18 protein-coding genes and 1 tRNA gene are annotated in these 17,867 nt (G+C 71.1%); 2 read left to right on the forward strand and 17 right to left on the reverse strand.

The features are described from left to right. Nucleotides 1-442: 442 nt before the first annotated feature. From ACZ7PG_RS43280 to ACZ7PG_RS43360, 17 genes are all read right to left on the reverse strand, one after another. Nucleotides 443-516: transfer RNA gene (locus ACZ7PG_RS43280), tRNA-Arg, on the reverse strand. Nucleotides 517-776: 260 nt separating this feature from the next. After that, complete coding sequence (locus tag ACZ7PG_RS43285; protein ID WP_470245020.1) at nucleotides 777-1,646, reverse strand: AAA family ATPase; 870 nt, start codon at nucleotides 1,644-1,646, stop codon at nucleotides 777-779. A 122-nt stretch (nucleotides 1,647-1,768) separates the two neighbouring features. Further along, on the reverse strand, nucleotides 1,769-2,365 hold the full coding sequence (locus ACZ7PG_RS43290) for a nucleotidyltransferase family protein (protein ID WP_470245021.1): 597 nt from the start codon (nucleotides 2,363-2,365) through the stop codon (nucleotides 1,769-1,771). Between the two features lie 336 nt (nucleotides 2,366-2,701). Continuing rightward, complete coding sequence (locus tag ACZ7PG_RS43295; protein ID WP_470245022.1) at nucleotides 2,702-3,532, reverse strand: IclR family transcriptional regulator domain-containing protein; 831 nt, start codon at nucleotides 3,530-3,532, stop codon at nucleotides 2,702-2,704. 10 nt (nucleotides 3,533-3,542) lie between these two features. Continuing rightward, on the reverse strand, nucleotides 3,543-3,947 hold the full coding sequence (gene pcaC / locus ACZ7PG_RS43300) for a 4-carboxymuconolactone decarboxylase (RefSeq protein WP_470245023.1): 405 nt from the start codon (nucleotides 3,945-3,947) through the stop codon (nucleotides 3,543-3,545). A gap of 11 nt (nucleotides 3,948-3,958) precedes the next feature. Beyond that, complete coding sequence (gene pcaD / locus ACZ7PG_RS43305) at nucleotides 3,959-4,762, reverse strand: 3-oxoadipate enol-lactonase (protein WP_470245024.1); 804 nt, start codon at nucleotides 4,760-4,762, stop codon at nucleotides 3,959-3,961. Then, complete coding sequence (pcaG, locus tag ACZ7PG_RS43310) at nucleotides 4,759-5,313, reverse strand: protocatechuate 3,4-dioxygenase subunit alpha (protein WP_470245025.1); 555 nt, start codon at nucleotides 5,311-5,313, stop codon at nucleotides 4,759-4,761. The genes pcaD and pcaG overlap by 4 nt, the downstream gene beginning before the upstream one ends. Continuing rightward, on the reverse strand, nucleotides 5,310-6,047 hold the full coding sequence (pcaH, locus tag ACZ7PG_RS43315) for a protocatechuate 3,4-dioxygenase subunit beta (protein WP_470245026.1): 738 nt from the start codon (nucleotides 6,045-6,047) through the stop codon (nucleotides 5,310-5,312). The genes pcaG and pcaH overlap by 4 nt, the downstream gene beginning before the upstream one ends. 12 nt (nucleotides 6,048-6,059) lie before the next feature. Next, nucleotides 6,060-7,241, reverse strand: a complete 1,182-nt coding sequence (locus ACZ7PG_RS43320) for a thiolase family protein (RefSeq protein WP_470245027.1) — start codon at nucleotides 7,239-7,241, stop codon at nucleotides 6,060-6,062. Then, nucleotides 7,238-7,990 (reverse strand): CoA-transferase subunit beta, encoded by a 753-nt coding sequence (locus tag ACZ7PG_RS43325; protein WP_470245028.1) that lies wholly within the window; start codon nucleotides 7,988-7,990, stop codon nucleotides 7,238-7,240. Before ACZ7PG_RS43325 ends, ACZ7PG_RS43320 begins: the two co-directional genes overlap by 4 nt. Continuing rightward, nucleotides 7,987-8,136: a hypothetical protein gene (locus ACZ7PG_RS43330; protein ID WP_470245029.1), complete on the reverse strand. Its 150-nt coding sequence runs from the start codon at nucleotides 8,134-8,136 to the stop codon at nucleotides 7,987-7,989. Before ACZ7PG_RS43330 ends, ACZ7PG_RS43325 begins: the two co-directional genes overlap by 4 nt. Continuing rightward, on the reverse strand, nucleotides 8,133-8,942 hold the full coding sequence (locus ACZ7PG_RS43335; RefSeq protein WP_470245030.1) for a CoA transferase subunit A: 810 nt from the start codon (nucleotides 8,940-8,942) through the stop codon (nucleotides 8,133-8,135). Before ACZ7PG_RS43335 ends, ACZ7PG_RS43330 begins: the two co-directional genes overlap by 4 nt. Before the next feature lie 167 nt (nucleotides 8,943-9,109). Further along, nucleotides 9,110-10,405 (reverse strand): glycoside hydrolase family 27 protein, encoded by a 1,296-nt coding sequence (locus tag ACZ7PG_RS43340; RefSeq protein WP_470245031.1) that lies wholly within the window; start codon nucleotides 10,403-10,405, stop codon nucleotides 9,110-9,112. A 22-nt stretch (nucleotides 10,406-10,427) separates the two neighbouring features. After that, complete coding sequence (locus ACZ7PG_RS43345; RefSeq protein WP_470245032.1) at nucleotides 10,428-11,267, reverse strand: carbohydrate ABC transporter permease; 840 nt, start codon at nucleotides 11,265-11,267, stop codon at nucleotides 10,428-10,430. Further along, entirely contained in the window at nucleotides 11,267-12,220 is a 954-nt protein-coding gene (locus ACZ7PG_RS43350) for a carbohydrate ABC transporter permease (protein ID WP_470245033.1), read from the reverse strand. Before ACZ7PG_RS43350 ends, ACZ7PG_RS43345 begins: the two co-directional genes overlap by 1 nt. Further along, nucleotides 12,217-13,485 (reverse strand): ABC transporter substrate-binding protein, encoded by a 1,269-nt coding sequence (locus ACZ7PG_RS43355; protein ID WP_470245034.1) that lies wholly within the window; start codon nucleotides 13,483-13,485, stop codon nucleotides 12,217-12,219. Before ACZ7PG_RS43355 ends, ACZ7PG_RS43350 begins: the two co-directional genes overlap by 4 nt. A gap of 18 nt (nucleotides 13,486-13,503) precedes the next feature. Continuing rightward, nucleotides 13,504-14,694, reverse strand: coding sequence for an ROK family protein (locus ACZ7PG_RS43360; protein ID WP_470245035.1), 1,191 nt, complete (start codon nucleotides 14,692-14,694; stop codon nucleotides 13,504-13,506). Between the two features lie 76 nt (nucleotides 14,695-14,770). Here ACZ7PG_RS43360 and ACZ7PG_RS43365 point away from each other — a divergent pair, with 76 nt between their 5' ends. Beyond that, complete coding sequence (locus ACZ7PG_RS43365; RefSeq protein WP_470245036.1) at nucleotides 14,771-16,861, forward strand: alpha-galactosidase; 2,091 nt, start codon at nucleotides 14,771-14,773, stop codon at nucleotides 16,859-16,861. A 106-nt stretch (nucleotides 16,862-16,967) separates the two neighbouring features. Beyond that, complete coding sequence (locus tag ACZ7PG_RS43370) at nucleotides 16,968-17,855, forward strand: SGNH/GDSL hydrolase family protein (protein WP_470245037.1); 888 nt, start codon at nucleotides 16,968-16,970, stop codon at nucleotides 17,853-17,855. Nucleotides 17,856-17,867 lie beyond the last annotated feature (12 nt).

Raw genomic sequence — 17,867 nt, forward strand, 5'->3', positions numbered from 1 at the left:
TGCGGCCGGTGAAACGGTGGGTGCGGCCAGCTTCGGAGGAGTGGTTGAGTGCCCGGCCGGGCGCGGCCGCCGTGGAGCGCCCTGGCCGGAGCGAGGCGGGCGTGCCGGTGAGCGGCGGGTGCGACCGGTTTCGGAGATGGCCGTCCGGCCGGGCGGGCGGACGGCCGTGGAGCGCCCTCAGCCGCAGCGGCGCTGACCTGCCCGGCGAAAGGCGGGTGCGGCTGGCTCCGGCGCGACGCGAGTTGCGCCGGCGAAACGGCGGTGCGGCCGGCACCTGCGTGCGACGCGAGTTGCGCCGGCGAAACGGCGGTGCGGCCGGCACGGATACTCCGGCGCAGCGCGGGTTGTGCCGGCGAAACGATGGGTGCAGTCGGCTGCGCGCGGCGCAGGTGCGGCGGCGCGTGGATTTCGCGGCTGGGCGCGTGGTCTGGTGGTGTCGCTGTGTCCCGGCGAGGAGTCGAACCTCGGACCTCGGCGTTCGTAGCGCCGCGCTCTGTCCTGCTGAGCTACCGGGACGGGGGCGGTCTGCGCGCACGTCCCTCCCCGGACGGGCGCAGACCGCGCTCTTCGCGGCAGCCGACCCGAGGTAGCGAGGGGTGGGCGCGAAGAGCCTTCAGGAAGATTCAGCGAACGGCACGGGAGATCGTGCCGCATCGGTACTGCCGGACTTCGGTCACGATCTCCTCCTCTCGAGGTGTTGCGTTGCTGTGCTGAGAAAAGCATGCCGGAGCCCGTCACGGCGGTCAACGCAATTAACCACAGTCCTTTGTGGACGATCAGGCGAACAGGGCGTCGAGCTTCGCGCGGACCCGGTCGAGGTCTTCGCTGTACTTCAGGACGGCGCCGAGCGTCCGCGCCGCCGATGCCGCGTCCAGCTCGTCGCGGTGCAGCGCCTGCAGGGCACGGGCCCAGTCGAGTGACTCCGCCACTCCCGGCGGCTTCAGCAGGTCCATCTCGCGGAGCCGGTGCACCGCTTCCGCGACCTGCCGGGCCAAGCGCTCGCCGATGTCGGGGATCCGCCGGCGCAGGATGGTGACCTCGCGCGCCAGGTCCGGGTGTTCCAGCCAGTGGTAGAGGCAGCGGCGCTTGAGGGCGTCGTGCACTTCGCGGGTCCGGTTCGAGGTCAGCACCACGAGCGGCGGCTCGGCGGCGCGGACTTCGCCGTATTCGGGGATGGTCACGGCGTGCTCGTCGAGCAGCTGGAGGAGGAAGGCTTCGAACTCGTCGTCGGCGCGGTCGATCTCGTCGACCAGCAGCACGCACGGCGAGGTGATCAGGGCCTGCAACAGCGGGCGCGCGAGGAGGAAGCGCTCGGTGTAGAGCGAGCGTTCGGCGGTCTCGACGTCGACCCGCCCGTCCCCGGCGGCTTCGAGGGCCCGCAGGTGCAGGAGCTGGCGCGGGAAGTCCCATTCGTAGAGCGCCTGGGCGGCGTCGATGCCTTCGTGGCACTGGAGGCGGACGAGCGGCCGGTCGAGCGCGGCGGCCAGCGCGATGGCGAGCGAGGTCTTGCCGGTGCCGGGTTCGCCTTCGCAGAAGAGCGGACGCCCCATGCGGAGGGCGAGGAACCCGGCGGTGGCGAGGCCGTCATCGGCGAGATAGCCGGTCACGTCCAGCGCGGCGGCGAGTTCTTCAGGCGAGTCGGTCACGCTGTCGATCGTAGGCGGAGCGACGGCGATGCGCGGGCCGCCGCCGGGTCCGGGGTGGTTTCGGACGGACGACACGCGTACCTGGGTGGACGACACGCGTGCCTGGCGGGTCGGGCTGGTTGCTAGCTGCCGGGGAGGTCGGCGCGGTGGTCGACGTCGCGGCCGCTGCCGAGGTCGGCGCACTCGACGAGGCTGAGGTCGGGGCGGCCGGCCAGCCAGTCTCGGGCGCCGCGGTCGCCCTGGGCGGTTTCGGCGATTTCGGCCCACCAGTCGCGGCCGAAGACGACGGGGTGGCCGGGAACGCCGTCGTAGGCGGCGCGGGCGACGGTTCCGGAAGTCGCGCCGGCCGCGACCCGGGCGAGGATGTCGGCGCCCACCCACGGCAGGTCGACGAGGTGCACCAGCGCGGCGACGGGACCGGTCTCCCGGGAAAGCGCCGCGAGGCCGGCCTTGAGGGAGGCACCCATGCCGGTCTCCCAGCCCTCGGCCCGTACGGCTTGGGCCGGGTCGGGCAGGAGTGCGCCGACCTCGTCGGCGGCGGCGCCGATCACGACTCGGATGGGGTCACAGCCAGCTGCGGTCAGGGTGGCGAGAGCACGCAGGACGAGGGGTTGACCATCGAGTTCGGCGAGCGCTTTGGGGCCGCCGAAGCGACGCCCGGCCCCGGCGGCGAGGAGAAGGCCGGCGACGGGTGGAGTGCCGGAATCGGGCGAGGTCATGGGCGCGCCGGCCGGTCGCGAGGTGCAAGTGCGGGCGGACATGGCGAGTCGGCAAGAGCGGCGCCGCGCCACGACGGCACGGCCGCTGAAGCGGCCCGTGGCAACACCGCGGCCGGCGGCGAGACAACCCGCGATCGCGCGACGGCCGACAGCCGCACGGCGACCTCCGGCACTGCAGCCCGGGATCGCGCGACGGCTGGCTGCCACACCGCGAACTCCGGCACGGCTGCCCGGGATCGCGCGGCCGCCGGCGGCCGCTCTGCTAACTCCGGCGATGCGGCGGTTCGGCGCGGTGCGGTGGGCGGCCGCGGTGCGGGTCGTGGGGTGGTTTTTGCTTCAGCCATGGGCTCGGCCGGGGGCTCCTGCCGCCAGGTCGGCCTCTACCGCTCGGGCCGTCTCCAGCAACGGCGGTACCAGGTCTCTCTCCACTGACTCTGCCGTTGTGCGGCTCGCGTGCGTCGACAGGTTCACCGCTGCCACTACTCGGCCCTTGCGGTCGTGGATGGGGGCCGCTACCGAGCGGAGGCCTTCCTCCAGCTCCTGGTCCACCATTGCCCAGCCCTGGCCCGTCACCTTGGCCAGCTCGGTCCGGAGGCGGTCCGGGGCCGTGACCGTTCGGTCCGTGATGCGGTCGAGCTTTGCCACCACGAAGTACGCCTCCAGCTCCGCCTTGCTCAAGCCGGCCAGCAGGACGTGACCCATCGAGGTCGCGTAGGCCGGGAAGCGGGTTCCCACGTTGATGCTCACCGTCATGATGCGGGAGACCGCCACCCGCGCCACGTAGACGATGTCCGTTCCCTCCAGGACCGATACCGAGCTCGACTCGTGCACTCCCGCCGACAGGTGCTCCAGGTGGGGCTGGGCCACCTCGGGCAGCGTCATGCTCGACAGGTACGCGTACCCCAGCTCCAGCACCCGGGCCGTGAGGGAGAAGTACTTGCCGTCCGTGCGGACGTAGCCGAGGTCGGTCAACGTCAGCAGGAAACGCCGGGCCGCGGCGCGGGTCAGGCCCGTCGCGCGGGCGACGTCGCTCAGGGTCAGCTCGGCCGCGTCCGCGTGGAATGCCTTGATCACCGCCAGACCGCGCTCCAGTGACTGGACGTGGTGGGCGCCGCGGTGGGCCGGCTCGCTGGCGAGCTCGACTTCGATGGGCCTCCCCGTGTCCATGCCCGGCACCTTATCCGGCGTCGGCCGGCAGGGCGCTCGGCTCGCCGAGCTCGGCCAGGGTGCGCTGGGCGATGGCGAACGCCGCGTTCGCCGCCGGGGCTCCCGCGTAGACCGCCGTGTGCAGCAGGACCTCGCCGATCTCCGCCGCCGTGAGGCCGTTGCGGATCGCCGCTCGAACGTGCATCGCCAGCTCGTTGTGCGCCTGCAGCGCGGTCAGGGCCGCCAGCGTGACGCAGCTGCGCGTCCGGCGGTCGAGACCGTCGCGGGACCAGACCGACCCCCACGCGCCTTCGGTGATGTAGTCCTGGAACGGGCGGCTGAAGTTCGTGGTGCCCGCGACGGCGCGGTCGACGTGCTCGTCGCCGAGCACCTCGCGCCGGACCTTCATGCCCTGCTCGTGACGGTCTTCGCTCATGTCTTTCGGTGTCACAGCGCCTCCAAGTGCTCGAGGATCAGCCTCGTGAATTCTTCGGGCTGTTCGTAGCTGCCCAGGTGTGCGGCGTCCGGCACGACCTCCAGCCGCGCGCCCGGGATGCCCGCCGCGATCAGGTCGGCGTGGCCCTCCGGCGGGGTGGCCGGGTCTTCGGCACCCGCGATGACCAGGGTGGGCGCGGTGATCTTCGGCAGCACGTCGAGCAGGTCCATCCGCTCGATCGCGCCGCAGCAGGCCGCGTAGCCCTCGGCCGGGACGGCGGCGATCATCGACCGGAGGTACGCGGCGCGGTCCGGATGCCGCTCGGCGTAGCCCGGCGTCAGCCAGCGGCTGACGCCGGCCGCGGCCACCGCACCGGTGCCCTTCTCGCGGACCGTGCGGGCCCGGTCAGCCCACATCTCGGGCGGGCCGAGCTTCGCGGACGTGCAGCAGAGCACCAGGCTCGCGATCCGGTCCGGCGCGTGCGCGCCGAGCCACATGCCCGTCATCGCGCCGAGCGACAGGCCGACGAGGTGCGCCTTCGCGACCCCGAGGTCTTCGAGCAGCGCAAGGAAGTCGAAACCGAGGTCTTCGAGGTCGTAGGGCGCCGGCGGCACCGGCGAGGCGCCGTGGCCGCGCGTGTCGTAGCGGACCACCCGGAAGCCGCGCTCCAGCAGCGGCACGACCTGGGGTTCCCACATCCGGAGGTCGCTGCCGAGCGAGCCGCCGAACACCACCACCGGGCCGTCTTCGGGCCCTTCGACGACCCTGTGCAGCCGGACGGCACCCACGCCGTCACCTCCGTTCGCGTTCGTCATACCCGGAAGAACACCGTCTCCCCGTCGCCCTGGAGGCGCACGTCGAAGCGGTAGCCGTCCTCGGTCTTCGCCGCGATCAGGGTGCCGCGCCGCTCCTCCGGGACCGTCGCCAGCACCGGGTCCGCAGAATTGTCCTGGTCCTCGAAGTAGATCCTCGTGACGCACCGGTTGAGCAGGCCGCGCGCGAACACCGACACGTCGATGTGGCGGGCCTGCGCGGTGCCGCCCTCGCCGGGCACCACCCCCGGGAGCAGGGTGAGGATCCCGTACGTGCCGTCGGGGGTGGTCGGGCAGCGGCCGAAGCCGCGGAAGTCGCCGGACGCCTCGCCGCGCGGGTCGTCGGGGTGGCGGAACCCGCCGTTCGGGTCGGCCTGCCACGTCTCGATCATCGCGTCCGGGACCGGGTCGCCGTTGCCGTCGCGGACGATGCCGCGGATCCAGAACGCGCCCGGGGTGCCCTCGGGCACGACGTGCGGGCCGTCGGGCCAGGGCAGCCCGATCGACAGGTACGGGCCGACGGTCTGCGACGGGGTGGGAAGCAGTGTGCTCATTCGTCTTCGTCCTCTTCCTCTTCGAACACCGACGCGTCACGCCCGCGCAGCACGATGTCGAACTGGAACCCCAGTGCCCACTCCGACTGCGTGATCTCGTGGTCGTAGCGCGAGACCATGCGCTGCCGGGCCTTCTCGTCCGGGATCGAGTTGAAAATCGGGTCCTGGGAGAAGAGCGGGTCGTCCGGGAAGTACATCTGGGTGACCAGCCGCTGGGTGAACGCCGAACCGAACACCGAGAAGTGGATGTGCGCGGGGCGCCAGGCGTTGTCGTGGTTCTTCCACGGGTACGCGCCCGGCTTGATGGTGGTGAAGGTGTAGCGGCCGTCGCTGTCGGTCAGGGCGCGCCCGACGCCGTCGAAGTTCGGGTCGAGCGGCGACGGCCAGCGGTCGCCGGTGTGGCGGTAGCGGCCGCCCGCGTTCGCCTGCCAGATCTCGACGAGGGAGTCGCGCACCGGGCGGCCTTCGCCGTCGAGGAGCCGGCCGGTGACGATGATCCGCTGGCCCTGCGGCTCGCCGGCGTGCTGCCGGGTGAGGTCGTTGTCCAGCTCGCCGAGGCGGCCGGGGCCGAGCAGCGGGCCGGTGACCTCGGTCAGCATCTGCGGCAGCAGCACCAGGTCCTGCTTGGGGTGGCGCAGCGCCGTGGAGCGGTAACCGGGGAAGCCGAGCGGCGGGTGCGTGCCTTCGGGGTCTTCGCCGTAGCGGGGCAGCCTGAGTTCGGTCGGAGTAACCACGTCTTCTCTCCCTTACCGGCCTTCGAGGACGACGGCCAGGCCCTGGCCGACGCCGATGCAGATGGCGGCCAGGCCCCAGCCTCCGCCGCGGCGGTGGAGGTCGTGCGCCAGGGTGCCGAGGATGCGGCCGCCGGACGCGCCGAGCGGGTGGCCGATCGCGATCGCGCCGCCGTGGGTGTTCACGATCTCCGGGTCGAGCTTCTTCCAGTCGCGCAGGCAGGCCAGCGACTGGGCGGCGAAGGCCTCGTTGAGCTCGACCGCGGCCAGGTCGTCCCAGCCGATGCCGGCGCGCTCGAGGGCGATCTCCGCCGCGCGCACCGGGCCGATGCCGAAGACGTCCGGGTCGACGCCCGCCGCGCCGCGGCCGGCGATCCGGGCCAGCGGGGTCGCGTTCAGGCGGCTCGCGGTCGCTTCGTCGCCGAGCAGGAGCGCCGACGCGCCGTCGTTCAGCGGGGACGCGTTGCCCGCCGTGACGGTGCCGTTCTCCTTGCGGAAGACGGGCTTCAGCTTGGCCAGCTTCTCGGCGCTGGAGTCCGGGCGGATGCCTTCGTCACGGGCCAGGTCCACGCCGTCGACCGGGACGACCAGCTCGTCGTAGAAACCTTCGTCCCACGCCTTCGCGGCATTGACGTGGCTTCGGGCAGCGAAGGCGTCCTGCTCGTCGCGACCGATGCCGTAGCGCTCGGCGAGCTGTTCGGTGGACTCGCCGAGGGAGATCGTCCACTGCGAGGGCATCTCCGGGTTGACCATGCGCCAGCCGAGCGCGGTGTTGTAGAGGGTCTGGTTGCCGGCCGGGAACGCCTTCTCCGGCTTCGGCATGACCAGCGGCGAGCGGGTCATGGACTCGACACCGCCGGCGACGACCAGGGACGCGTCGCCGACCTGGATCGCGCGGCTGGCCTGGATCACCGCGTCGAGGCCGGAGCCGCAGAGGCGGTTGACGGTGCTGCCGGGGACGCTCGTGGGCCAGCCGGCCAGGAGGGCGGCCATGCGGGCGACGTTGCGGTTGTCCTCGCCCGCGCCGTTCGCGTCACCGAGCGTCACCTCGTCCACTGTGGACGGATCGAGGTCGTTGCGGGCCACCAGGGCCTTGAGCACGCCGGCGGCCAGGTCGTCCGGGCGGACGCCGGCCAGTGCGCCGCCGTACCGGCCGAACGGGGTGCGGATCGCGTCGAGGACGTAGACGTCGGTCATGCCTTCTCCAGCTCTCGCAGGAGGGTGAGCTCCTGCTCCGTCGGGGCGGGGGTGGTCTTCAGGTCTTCCGCGACCTTCAGTTTCCACCCCGTGGCGGCGATGGCCTGGTCGAGCTCCACGCCGGGGTGGAGCTCGGTGAGGACGAACTCCGAGGTCTCCGGGTCGGGACGCATCAGGCCGAGGTCGGTGACGACCAGCGTCGGGCCCCGGCCCGGGAGGCCGAGCTTCTCGCGGTCGCCCTTGCCGGAGCCGTGGCCGAACGACGTGACGAAGTCGACCTTCTCCACGAACGCGCGGGGGCTCTGGCGCAGCACGATGAACACCTCACCACACGACGCCGCGATCTCCGGGGCGCCACCCGCGCCCGGCAGCCGGACCTTCGGGTCGTGGTAGTCCGAGCCGATCACGGTCGTGTTGATGTTGCCGAACTTGTCGAGCTGGGCGGCGCCGAGGAAGCCGACGTCGATGCGGCCCGGCTGGAGCCAGTAGTTGAACACCTCCGGGACGCTGACCACCGCGTCGGCGGTGTCGGCCAGCTCGCCGTCGCCGATCGACAGCGGCAGCCTCGACGGCTTCGCGCCCAGGCAGCCGGATTCGTAGATCAGCGTGAGGTTCGGGGCGTGCGCGCGGCGGGCGAGGTTCGCCGCCTTGCTCGGGAGGCCGATGCCGACGAAGCAGGACATGCCGTCGCCGAGGGCGCGGGCCGCCGCGACGCTCATCATCTCGTCGGCGGTGTAGTCGGTGCTCATGCCGGGACCTCCGCGGTCTTGCGGGCGTTGCCGGTGGTGGGGTGGATCGGGCGCGGGATGGGCGCTGGGTGGGCCGCTCGGGCCCGCCGCACCGGGGAAAAGCTCAGCGTCGCGGTGCGACCAGGCAGGGCGGGAAGCGCGCTCATGCCGTCACCCCGGTCAGCTCGTTCAGCCACTTCGTGAAGCCCTCGCGGTCGCGGCCCACCTCGTCCCATGCCTGGTACGCCGAGTTGTCGCGCTCGTAGTACCCCGCCGCGTACGACGGCTTCGCGCCCCCCGGGACCTCCGCCACCGCCGTGACCACCCAAGCCGGGAGGATCACCGCTCCGGGACGGGGCTCCAGCTCGTCGACGATCTCCTCCACCGTCACCAGGGAGCGCTTCGCCGCCAGGACCGCTTCCTTCTGGACGCCGGTGATGCCCCACATCTGGACGTTGCCGGCCCGGTCCGCGCGCTGGGCGTGGACGATCGTGACGTCCGGGTTCAGTGCCGGGACCGCCGTGAGGCGCTCGCCGGTGAACGGGCATGTGATCGGCTTGATCGTGTCCGTCTGGGCCGGCAGGTCCGTGCCTGTGTAGCCGCGCAGCACCGCGAACGGCAGGCCGGACGCGCCGGCGACGTAGCGGTTCGCCATGCCCGCGTGGCTGTGCTCCTCGATCTCCAGTGGCACCGGCCAGTCGTGCTGGACGGCGTCGCGGAAGCGGTGCAGCGAGCCGACTCCGGGGTTGCCGCCCCACGAGAAGATCAGCTTGCTCGCGCAGCCCGCGCCGATCAGCTGGTCGTACACGATGTCCGGGGTCATCCGCACCAGCGTGAGACCACGACGGCCCTGCCGGATGATCTCCTGCCCGGCCGCGACCGGGATGAGGTGCGTGAAGCCTTCGAGCGCGACGGTGTCGCCGTCGTGCACCAGCCGGCCGACGGCCTCCTCCAGTGACAGCAGCTCCGCCATCCCACTCCCTCGCATCCGTTCGCATGACGCACACTCGTTCTGCAACCGAACATAGCACGGCGTCCCGGCGTCCGACCAGACGTCTTCCACCCAATGGATGACGCAGGCACGACGAAGGGGACTTTCCTCGCGTGAGCAGCGAGGAAAGTCCCCTTCGAAAGACGACGTCAGCCGATCCGCACCAGGCGGGAGCCGTGCGGCGGCACCGCGGAAGCCGTCCACGAGCCCCGGAACCGCCCGAGGTCCTTCCGCGCGACGAGGTCACGGACCGGCCCGCCGAGGTCCACCGTGATGTCCGCGGGCGTGGACCCCAGGTTGTAGACGGCCGCGTACGTCCTCCCGTCCGGCGCGCGCTTCGTCCACACCTGGTGGTCGCCGCCGGACACCTGCGTCGCGTACGTCCCCGACCGGTCGACCGCGATGACCTCGGGGTTCGTCAGGATCGACACCGCGGAGGCGTCCAGGAAGTAGATGTCTCCCCCGACGTACAACGGCGAGGACGCCATGGACCAGAACGTCATCACGCTCTGCCGTTCGACGTCGGAGATGCCGTCCTGGATGCCGGACCCCGTGTTGTTGTTGATCGGCATGGAGTCCAGGTCCGGCCGGTACTGCGGGCCGAACACGCCCTGCCAGCCGGGCAGGTCCGCCCAGCGTGCCTTCACCGAGCTGTCCCACGAGGAAACCGTCTCGCAGTAGCACTCCATGTCGGTGTCGATCCGGACGCCGTTCGCGTAGGGCGCCAGCGAGGAACCGATGGACCGCGGCACCGGCCACGCGCTCGCGGTCAGCCACATCGGCCGCCGCGAATGGTCGACAGCGGCAGACCACGCCTTGATGTCGGCGACGTTGTCCGCGGTCGTCCCGTCCACCTTGACGAAGTCGACGCCCCAGGAAGCGAAGCGGGCCACGATCGAGTCGTAGTACTTCTGCGCGCACGGGTTCGTGAAGTCGACCTTCCAGTTGCCGCCCCAGCCGTTGGACGGCGTCAACGGCCGGTACGCGATGTCCTGGGCGTGGCACGACGTCCCGGCGATCGGCGCGTTCTTGTCGTAGACCTCCTTCTCGAGCCCGGTCACGGCGTACAGACCGAGCTTCAGTCCGAGCCCGTGCACGTAGGTGGCCAAGGCGGGGATGCCGGACGGGAAGCGGCCCGGATCGGGCGCCGGGATCCCGTTGACGTCGGTGTGGAACACCCACGACAGGTCCGCGTTCCAGCCCGAATCGATGTTGACGTAGGTGTAGCCCGCGGACTTGAGCTTCGACGCCACGGCCGAAGCCGCGTCGCGGATGTGGCCTTCGTTCAGCCACGAAGTGCCGTAACCCGCGCGGGTCGACGACTCGAGGCTCCAGCTGCTCCAGCCCATGAACGGCCGGACGAACGGTGTCCGCGCGTCGGCCACCGGCACCAGGAACGCCGAAAGACCCAGGACAGCGAGGAACACGGAAAGGAGGCGCTTCACTGAACACTCCTCGGTAGGGGACCTACTCCTTGAGCCCGCTCGCGGCGATTCCGCTGACGATGAACCGCTGGGCGACCAGGAACATCGCGACCAGCGGCGCGATGGTGACCAGAGCGCCGGCGAACAGCGCCGGCAGGTTGACCGACTGCGCGGTCAGGAACGTCGAAAGCGCGATCTGCGCGGTCCACGAAGACGGGTCCTGCCCGATCACCAGCGGCCACAGGAACGCGTTCCAGCTTTCGATGAACATCAGCGCCCCGAGCGAGGCGATCATGCTCCCCGAATTCGGCAGGACGAGCCGCCGGTAGACGCCGAGGTAGCCGAGCCCGTCGAGCCGTCCCGCCTCTTCCAGCTCGACGGGGAACCGCAGGTAGAAGTTGCGGAACAGGATCACGGTGAACGCGCTGAACAGGTTCGGCGCGATGATGCCCCACTCGGTGTTGACCCCGCCCATCGAGCCGACGACGACGAACGTCGGCACGAACGTCACCGACTGCGGGATCATCAGCGTGACCAGCACGTACGTGAACACCGCGCGGCGTCCCGGGACGTTGATCCGGGCGAGTGCGTACCCGGCCATCGAGCCGAACAACGTGCCGACCGGCGCCGTCACGATCGCGACCAGGAACGAGTTCCACAACGAATGCGCCATCGGCACCGACGCGTCGGCGAACAGGTCGCCGAAGTTGACCCACGACAGCGGGTCCGGCAGCCACGACCAGTCCGGCGAGCTGACCTGCTGACGCGTCATCAAAGCGTTGCGCAGCATGATGTAGAACGGCAGCAGGAAGATCAGCGAGAGCATCGACGCCAGGACGTACTTCGGTGCCTTCCGCGCGCGGGGAGCGGCGAGGACGGCCATCAGTCCTTCTTCCCGAAGCCGACGAACCGGCCCTGCAGCAGGGTGATCACGACGATGAGCACGGTCAGCAGGAACGCCCCCGCCGAGCCGACGCCGTAGTTCTGGTCGCCGAGCGCGGAGTCGTACAGATAGACGAGCGGCGGCTTGACCGGCGCGGTCGCCGTGCCCGAAAGCCCGGTGCCGAACAGGTTGTAGAACTCGTCGAACGCCTGGAACGCGGCGATCACGATCAGCAGCAGCACCGCCACCGACGTGTTCCGCAGCTGCGGCAGCGTGATGTAGCGGAAGGCCTGCCACTTGGTCGTGCCGTCCAGCTCGCCGGCCTCGTACAGCGACGGTGAGATCGCCTGCAGCCCGGCCAGGAACAGGATCATGTACAGCCCGACCTGCAGCCACAGCCGCAGCGTCACCACCGCGACCCAGTACACCGGCGGGTTCGTCTCCGACAGCCACGGCACCGGGTCGGCGCCGAACAGCCCGCCGATGACGTTCGCGACGCCGGACGGCAGGCCGTTGAACAGCGCCATCTTCCACACCAGCGCCGCGACGACGTAGGACACCGCGGCCGGGATGAGGAAGATCGTCCGGAAGAACGCCTTGCCGCGCTTGATGCTGTTGATCAGCACCGCGAGGCCGAGCGACGCGACGAACGTGATCGGCACGATGAACACGGTGAAGAGCGCGATCGTCGACAGCGACGTCAGGAAGGCGTCGTCGCCGAGCAGGAACGCGTAGTTGTCGAAGCCGATCCAGTGGCCGATGGTGATGGTGCCGCGCGCGTCGTTGAAGCTGAGCAGGAAGCTCCACGCGATCGCGACGTACTTGAACAGCCCCAGCCCGATCACCACCGGCCCGGTCAGCACGGCGAACGCGCCGATCGCCCGCCAGTCCCGGCGGCGACGCTTCTTCGCAGCCGCCACCGGCACCGCCGGAGCCTCCATCAAGGCGGTCATGCCAGCTGCTTGTCGACTTCGGCCTGCGCCTTCTTCGCCGCGTCGCCGAGCTCGGCGGCCGGGTCGGCCTGCCCGTTCGCGATCTTCGTCGCGGCCTGCAGGAACAGCGTCGCCGACGCCTTGTTCCACAGCCCCGAGTACGACTTGCCGTCCTGCTGCGAGATCGTCACGGCGTCCTTCGCGGGACCGCTGGAGAACTCGGTGGTCTGCGCGGCGACCGGCTTGCGGGCCGGGATGTGGAAGCCGTACTTGACGCACCAGTCCTTCTGCAGGTCGGCGTTCTTGATCCAGAGCCAGTCGATGAACTTCTTGACGGCGTCGAGGTTCTGGCTCTTCGCGTTCGCCAGCTGGTACCAGCCGCCGACGCGCGCGACCTGCTTGCCGGCGTCGCCGAACTTCGGCCACGCGACGACGCCGAAGTCGTCCCCGAGCGCCTTCTTGATGTCCGGCAGCGACCACAGGCCGCCCCACTGCATGGCGGTGGCGCCGTTGGCGAACGCGCCGGGGTCGGACCAGTCGGTCGGGTAGCCCTGGAGCAGGCCGCCGGTGTCGTGCAGCTGCTTGAGCCCGGCGATCGCCGCGATCGCTTCGGGCGAGGCGAACGCGACCTTCTTGCCGCTGCTGTCGAAGAAGTCACCGCCGGACGACCAGAGCAGGAGCGTCGCGGCCTCGCCGACGCCGTCGGTGCCGACGTAGAGACCCTTTTGCTTGCCGGTGTTGAGCTTCCGGGTCGCTTCGAGCAGCTCGGCGAACGTCTGTGGCGGTTGGACGCCCGCAGCCTGCAACGCGCTCTTGCGGAAATACAGCATCATGACGTCGTCGATCATCTTGACGCCGTAGATCTTGCCGTCGACGGTCACGGTGTCCAGCGCGGCCGGGCTGAAGTCGGCCTTGGCCGGCGCGATGACGTCGTCGAGCGGCGCGAGCAGGCCGTTCTTGACGTTCTGGTAGCGGAAGTCGCCCAGCTCGAACAGGTCCGGCGCCTGCGCGGTGAGCATCGCCGAGTTGAGCTTGGTCTCGTAGTCGCCGGCGATCCAGCTGACGTTGATCGCGATGTCCGGGTTGGCCTTGGTGAACTCCTGCGCGTAGCGCTGGACGGCCTGCTGTGTCCCGGATTCGCCGTACGCGTGGTACCACTGCTGCAGAGTGACCTTCGCGCCTGAAGCGGCGCCCGCGTTCTTGTTCAGCGGGTCGGAGGTGCAGCCCGCGAGGGCCGCTCCCCCGGCGAAGAGGACGGAACCGACCAGGAAGCTTCGGCGATTCATGGGGCTCACAGGGACTCCTTAGACGCTTTCGGCGACGAAAAGACTTTGGATGGCGACGGCGGCCGCGCCCCGCGCCCACTCCTCGAACGGCAGCGGCCGGATCACCAGGCCGCAGCGGGCGGCACTGCCGAACGCCTGGACCGCGAAGGTCCGGCGGATCTGGTCCTCGAACAGGTCGTAGGTCGCGACGCCTTCACCCGAGACGACGACTCGTTCCGGGCCGAACAGGTTGACCAGCGCGGCCAGGCCGAGCCCGATCGCGTGCCCCGCGCCGGCGAAGACCGCGCGCAGCGGCTCGTCACCGCCGCGGGCGCGGAGCACGGCGTCTTCCATGGTCAGCGCGGGATCTCCGGAGACCTCGCGAGCGCGGACGAGGATCGCTTCGGTGGACGCGATCGCCTCGACGCAGCCCTGGCCACCGCAGTGGCAGGACGGGCCGCCGTCGGCGACCGGGACGTGCCCGATCTCGCCGGCGACGCCGTGCGCGCCGCGGACCAGGTCGCCGTTCACCACGAGCGCGCTGCCGATGCCCGTTCCCACCGTGACCAGCGCGAACGACGACGCTCCGACACCTTCGCCGAACCACTGCTCGGCGACGGCGAGGGCCTTGACGTCGTTCTCCAGCGTCGCCGTGAGCCCGGTGGCGTCTTCCAGAAGGGAAGCCAGCGGCACGTCCCGCCAGCCGAGGAACGGCGAGTACCGGACGACGCCGGACGCGCGGTCGACGTCGCCGGAGACCGCGACGCCCAGGCAGTAGGCGCGCTCGCGGAGGTTGCTGGTGCCGTCCGGGGTCGGGCCGGCCAGCAGCTCGCCGGCGAGGTCGGCCAGCGCGCGGACGACGTGCTCGACGTCGTGGCCGGTCAGCGCGTGGTGAGCGCTGGCCCGGACGTCCGCCCGCAAGTCCGTGACGACGCCGATGAGGTCGTCGCCGGTGATCTTGACGCCGACGAAGTACTCGCGGTCGGGGCGGATCGCGAGGGGGTTGGCGGGACGGCCGGCGCCGGGACCGGTCCGGCCTTCGGAGGCGAGCTCTTCGAGGTAGCCGGCTTCGATGAACGGCCGGGCCGCCTTGGTGACCGCGGCCGACGACAGGCCGGTGCGCCGGGCGACGTCGACGCGGGAAACCGGCCCCTCGGTCAGGACCGTCGTGAACACGGTCGCTGCCGCCGGACTGGTGATCGGCGCCCTTGCCGGTGCACTACGAGGCATGGCCGGAAGGGTAGGCAGGATTAATTAACTTCGTCAAGAATTTATTTTTCGGCTGGTCATGCCTACGCTCGGGATCATGTCGCTCGTCGAACACGACCCCGCGCACCGGCTCTGGCTGCTGCGCACCCCCGAGAGCTCCTACGCCTTCCGGCTCGACGCCGACGACCGCCCGCGGCACGTCCACTGGGGCCCGCCGCTGACCTTGGCGCAGGCCACGCAGGTCGCCGCGCGCCGCAACCCCGCCGACAGCAGCTTCGACGAGCCGGGCGACGAGCGGCAGGAACTCCCGGCCGAGGGCGGCGCGTTCTTCGGCGTCGCGGCACTGGCCGTGCGGTACGAGGACGGGACGTCGGCCCTCGAGTGGCGCTACGCCGGGCACACCAGCACCGAGGACTCCCTGGTCGTGCGGCTCGAAGACCGGCACTACCCTCTCGAACTTTCGCTGCACTACCGCCTCCGCGGCGAGGTCGTCGAGCGCTGGACGTCGCTGCGCAACACCGGCGAAGCCCCGATTTCCCTGCTGCGCACGGACTCCGCGGCGTGGACGCTCCCCCGCCGCGACAGCGCGCGGCTCACCCGGACGTCCGGCGCGTGGAGCGCCGAGTACGGCGCGCTGCGCGAACCGCTGCCGGTCGGCGAAACCACGCTCACCAGCCGCCGCGGCGTGTCGAGTCACCAGGTCAACCCCTGGGTGATGCTCGACGCGGGCGACGCGACCGAGACGTCCGGCGAAGTGTGGTCGACCGCCCTCGCGTGGAGCGGGAGCTGGCGGATCACCGTCGAGCACACCCACACCGGCCGCGTCACGTGGACCGGCGGGTTCGGCCACGAGCACGTCGGCTGGCGGCTGCTGCGCGGCGAAACCTGGGAGACGCCGGTGTTCGCCGGGCTCTACGCGGCCGACGGGTTCGGCGGTACCAGCCGGCGATGGCACGCCTACGTCCGCGAGTTCGTCCAGCCGCACCCCCAGGAGCTGCGGCCGATCGTCTACAACTCGTGGGAGGCGACCGGCTGGGACGTCGACGAAGCCACCGAGACGTCCCTCGCGGCGGCCGCGGCGAAACTCGGCGCGGAGCTGTTCGTCATGGACGACGGCTGGTTCGGCGCCCGCACCGGCGACACCGCCGGGCTCGGCGACTGGACCGCCAACGAGCAGCGCTTCCCGGCCGGCCTGCGGCCCCTGGTCGACGCCGTCCACGCGCACGGGATGAAGTTCGGGCTGTGGGTCGAGCCCGAAATGGTCAACCCGGACAGCGATCTCTACCGCGCGCACCCGGACTGGGTGCTGCACATGGCCAACCGTTCGAGGACGACGTTGCGCAACCAGCTCGTGTTGAACTTCGCGCGCCCGGATGTCGCGGACTGGGCGCACAAGTGGCTCGACCGGCTGGTCGGCGAGCACGGGATCGACTACCTCAAGTGGGACATGAACCGCGCGTTCACCGAGGCCGGCTGGCCGGCGGCGGGCGACGACGCGGGACGGCTCTGGGTCGAGCACGTGCGGGCCGTTCACGCGATCCTCGACCGGCTGCGCGCCGACCACCCCGCGCTGCGGATCCAGGGCTGCGCGGGCGGTGGCGGGCGCACCGACCTCGGGATCCTCGCGCGCACCGACGAGATCTGGGCGTCCGACAACACCGACGCCGCCGACCGGATCACCATCCAGCACGGCTACGGCCAGCTCTACCCCGCCGGCACGATGTCGGCGTGGGTCACCGACAGCCCGAACCCGACCACCGGCCGCGCGGCGCCACTGAGCTTCCGGTTCCACGTCGCGATGGCGGGCGTGCTCGGCCTGGGCGGCGACCTGCCCCGGTGGTCCCCGGACGAACTGGCCGAAGCGGCGTCACTCGTCGCGCTGTACAAGGAGATCCGGCCGGTCGTGCAGCACGGCGCGTTGTACCGGCTGGCGGACCCGGCGACGTCGGCGCTGACCGCGGTGCAGTACCTCCTGGACGACCGTGTGGTCGTGCTCTTCTGGCGGCGGCCCGCGGAGTTCGCGCGGCCGGTCACCCCGCCGCGGCTGGCCGGGCTCGATCCTTCCGCGCGGTACCGCGACCAGGACGGCGTCGTGCACGACGGCGCGGTGCTGCTGAGCCACGGCCTCGACGTCGACCTGCCCGGGAGCGGCTACGCGAGCGCCGTGGTGCGGCTGACCAGGGTCTGATTACCCACGCCGACCGGCGTCACCAGGACGGGTGAGCCGGATTGACTTTTCACCGGACGCGAGCCGAATGTGAAAGTCCTTCACTACGCTCGCCAACGGAGGCAGCATGCGCAAGCGCCTGTCCGCTCTGCTCGTCGTGCCCGCGCTCGCCATGCTCGCCTTCGCCGCTCCGGCGTCGGCCAGCGCGCGGTACCACGAATACGTCGCCCTCGGTGACTCCTGGACCGCGGACGTCTTCGTCACCTTCCCGCCCACCACCGAGTTCACCCCGCTCGACTGCGCACAGTCCACTTCGGACTACCCGCACGAGGTCGCCGGCGCGCTGGGCGTCGAGACCTTCCGGGACGCGAGCTGCGGCGGCGCGACCACGACGGACTTCACGCAGCCGCAGAAGCTGCCGCTGGGCGGGACGAACCCGCCGCAGTTCGACCGGCTCACGCCGTCGACCGACCTGGTGACCGTGGGGATCGGCGGCAACGACATCGGGCTCGCCTCGGCCGTGACGAAGTGCCTCAACCTCCTGCCCGTCAGCACCTGCAAGGCGAAGTTCACCGCGGGCGGCGTCGACCAGCTGGAAAACGCGGTCAACGCGACCGCGCCGAAGGTCGCCGCGTCGCTCCAGGCCATCAAGGAGCGCTCCCCGAACGCGCGGATCCTGCTGGTCAACTACCTCGCCGGGCTGCCCGCCAGCGGCAAGGGGTGCTGGCCGGTGATCCCGGTCGCCGACGGCGACATCGCCTACCTGCAGGCGAAGTTCCTCCAGATGAACGCCATGCTCGCGCGGGTCGCCGCGGACAACGGCGCCGAGCTCGTCGACACCTACACCCCGACCGTCGGGCACGACGCGTGCCAGGCGCCCACCGTGCGCTACGCCGAGGGCCTGATCCCGATCTCCGTCAGCAACCCGCTGCTGCTCGCGTTCCCCTTCCACCCCAACGGTGCCGGGGCCGCCGCGCAGTCGGAGATCGTCCTCGACGCGGTCCAGCGGGGCTGAACTGCCGGTGCC

This window comes from Amycolatopsis sp. NPDC114504 (assembly GCF_055633595.1).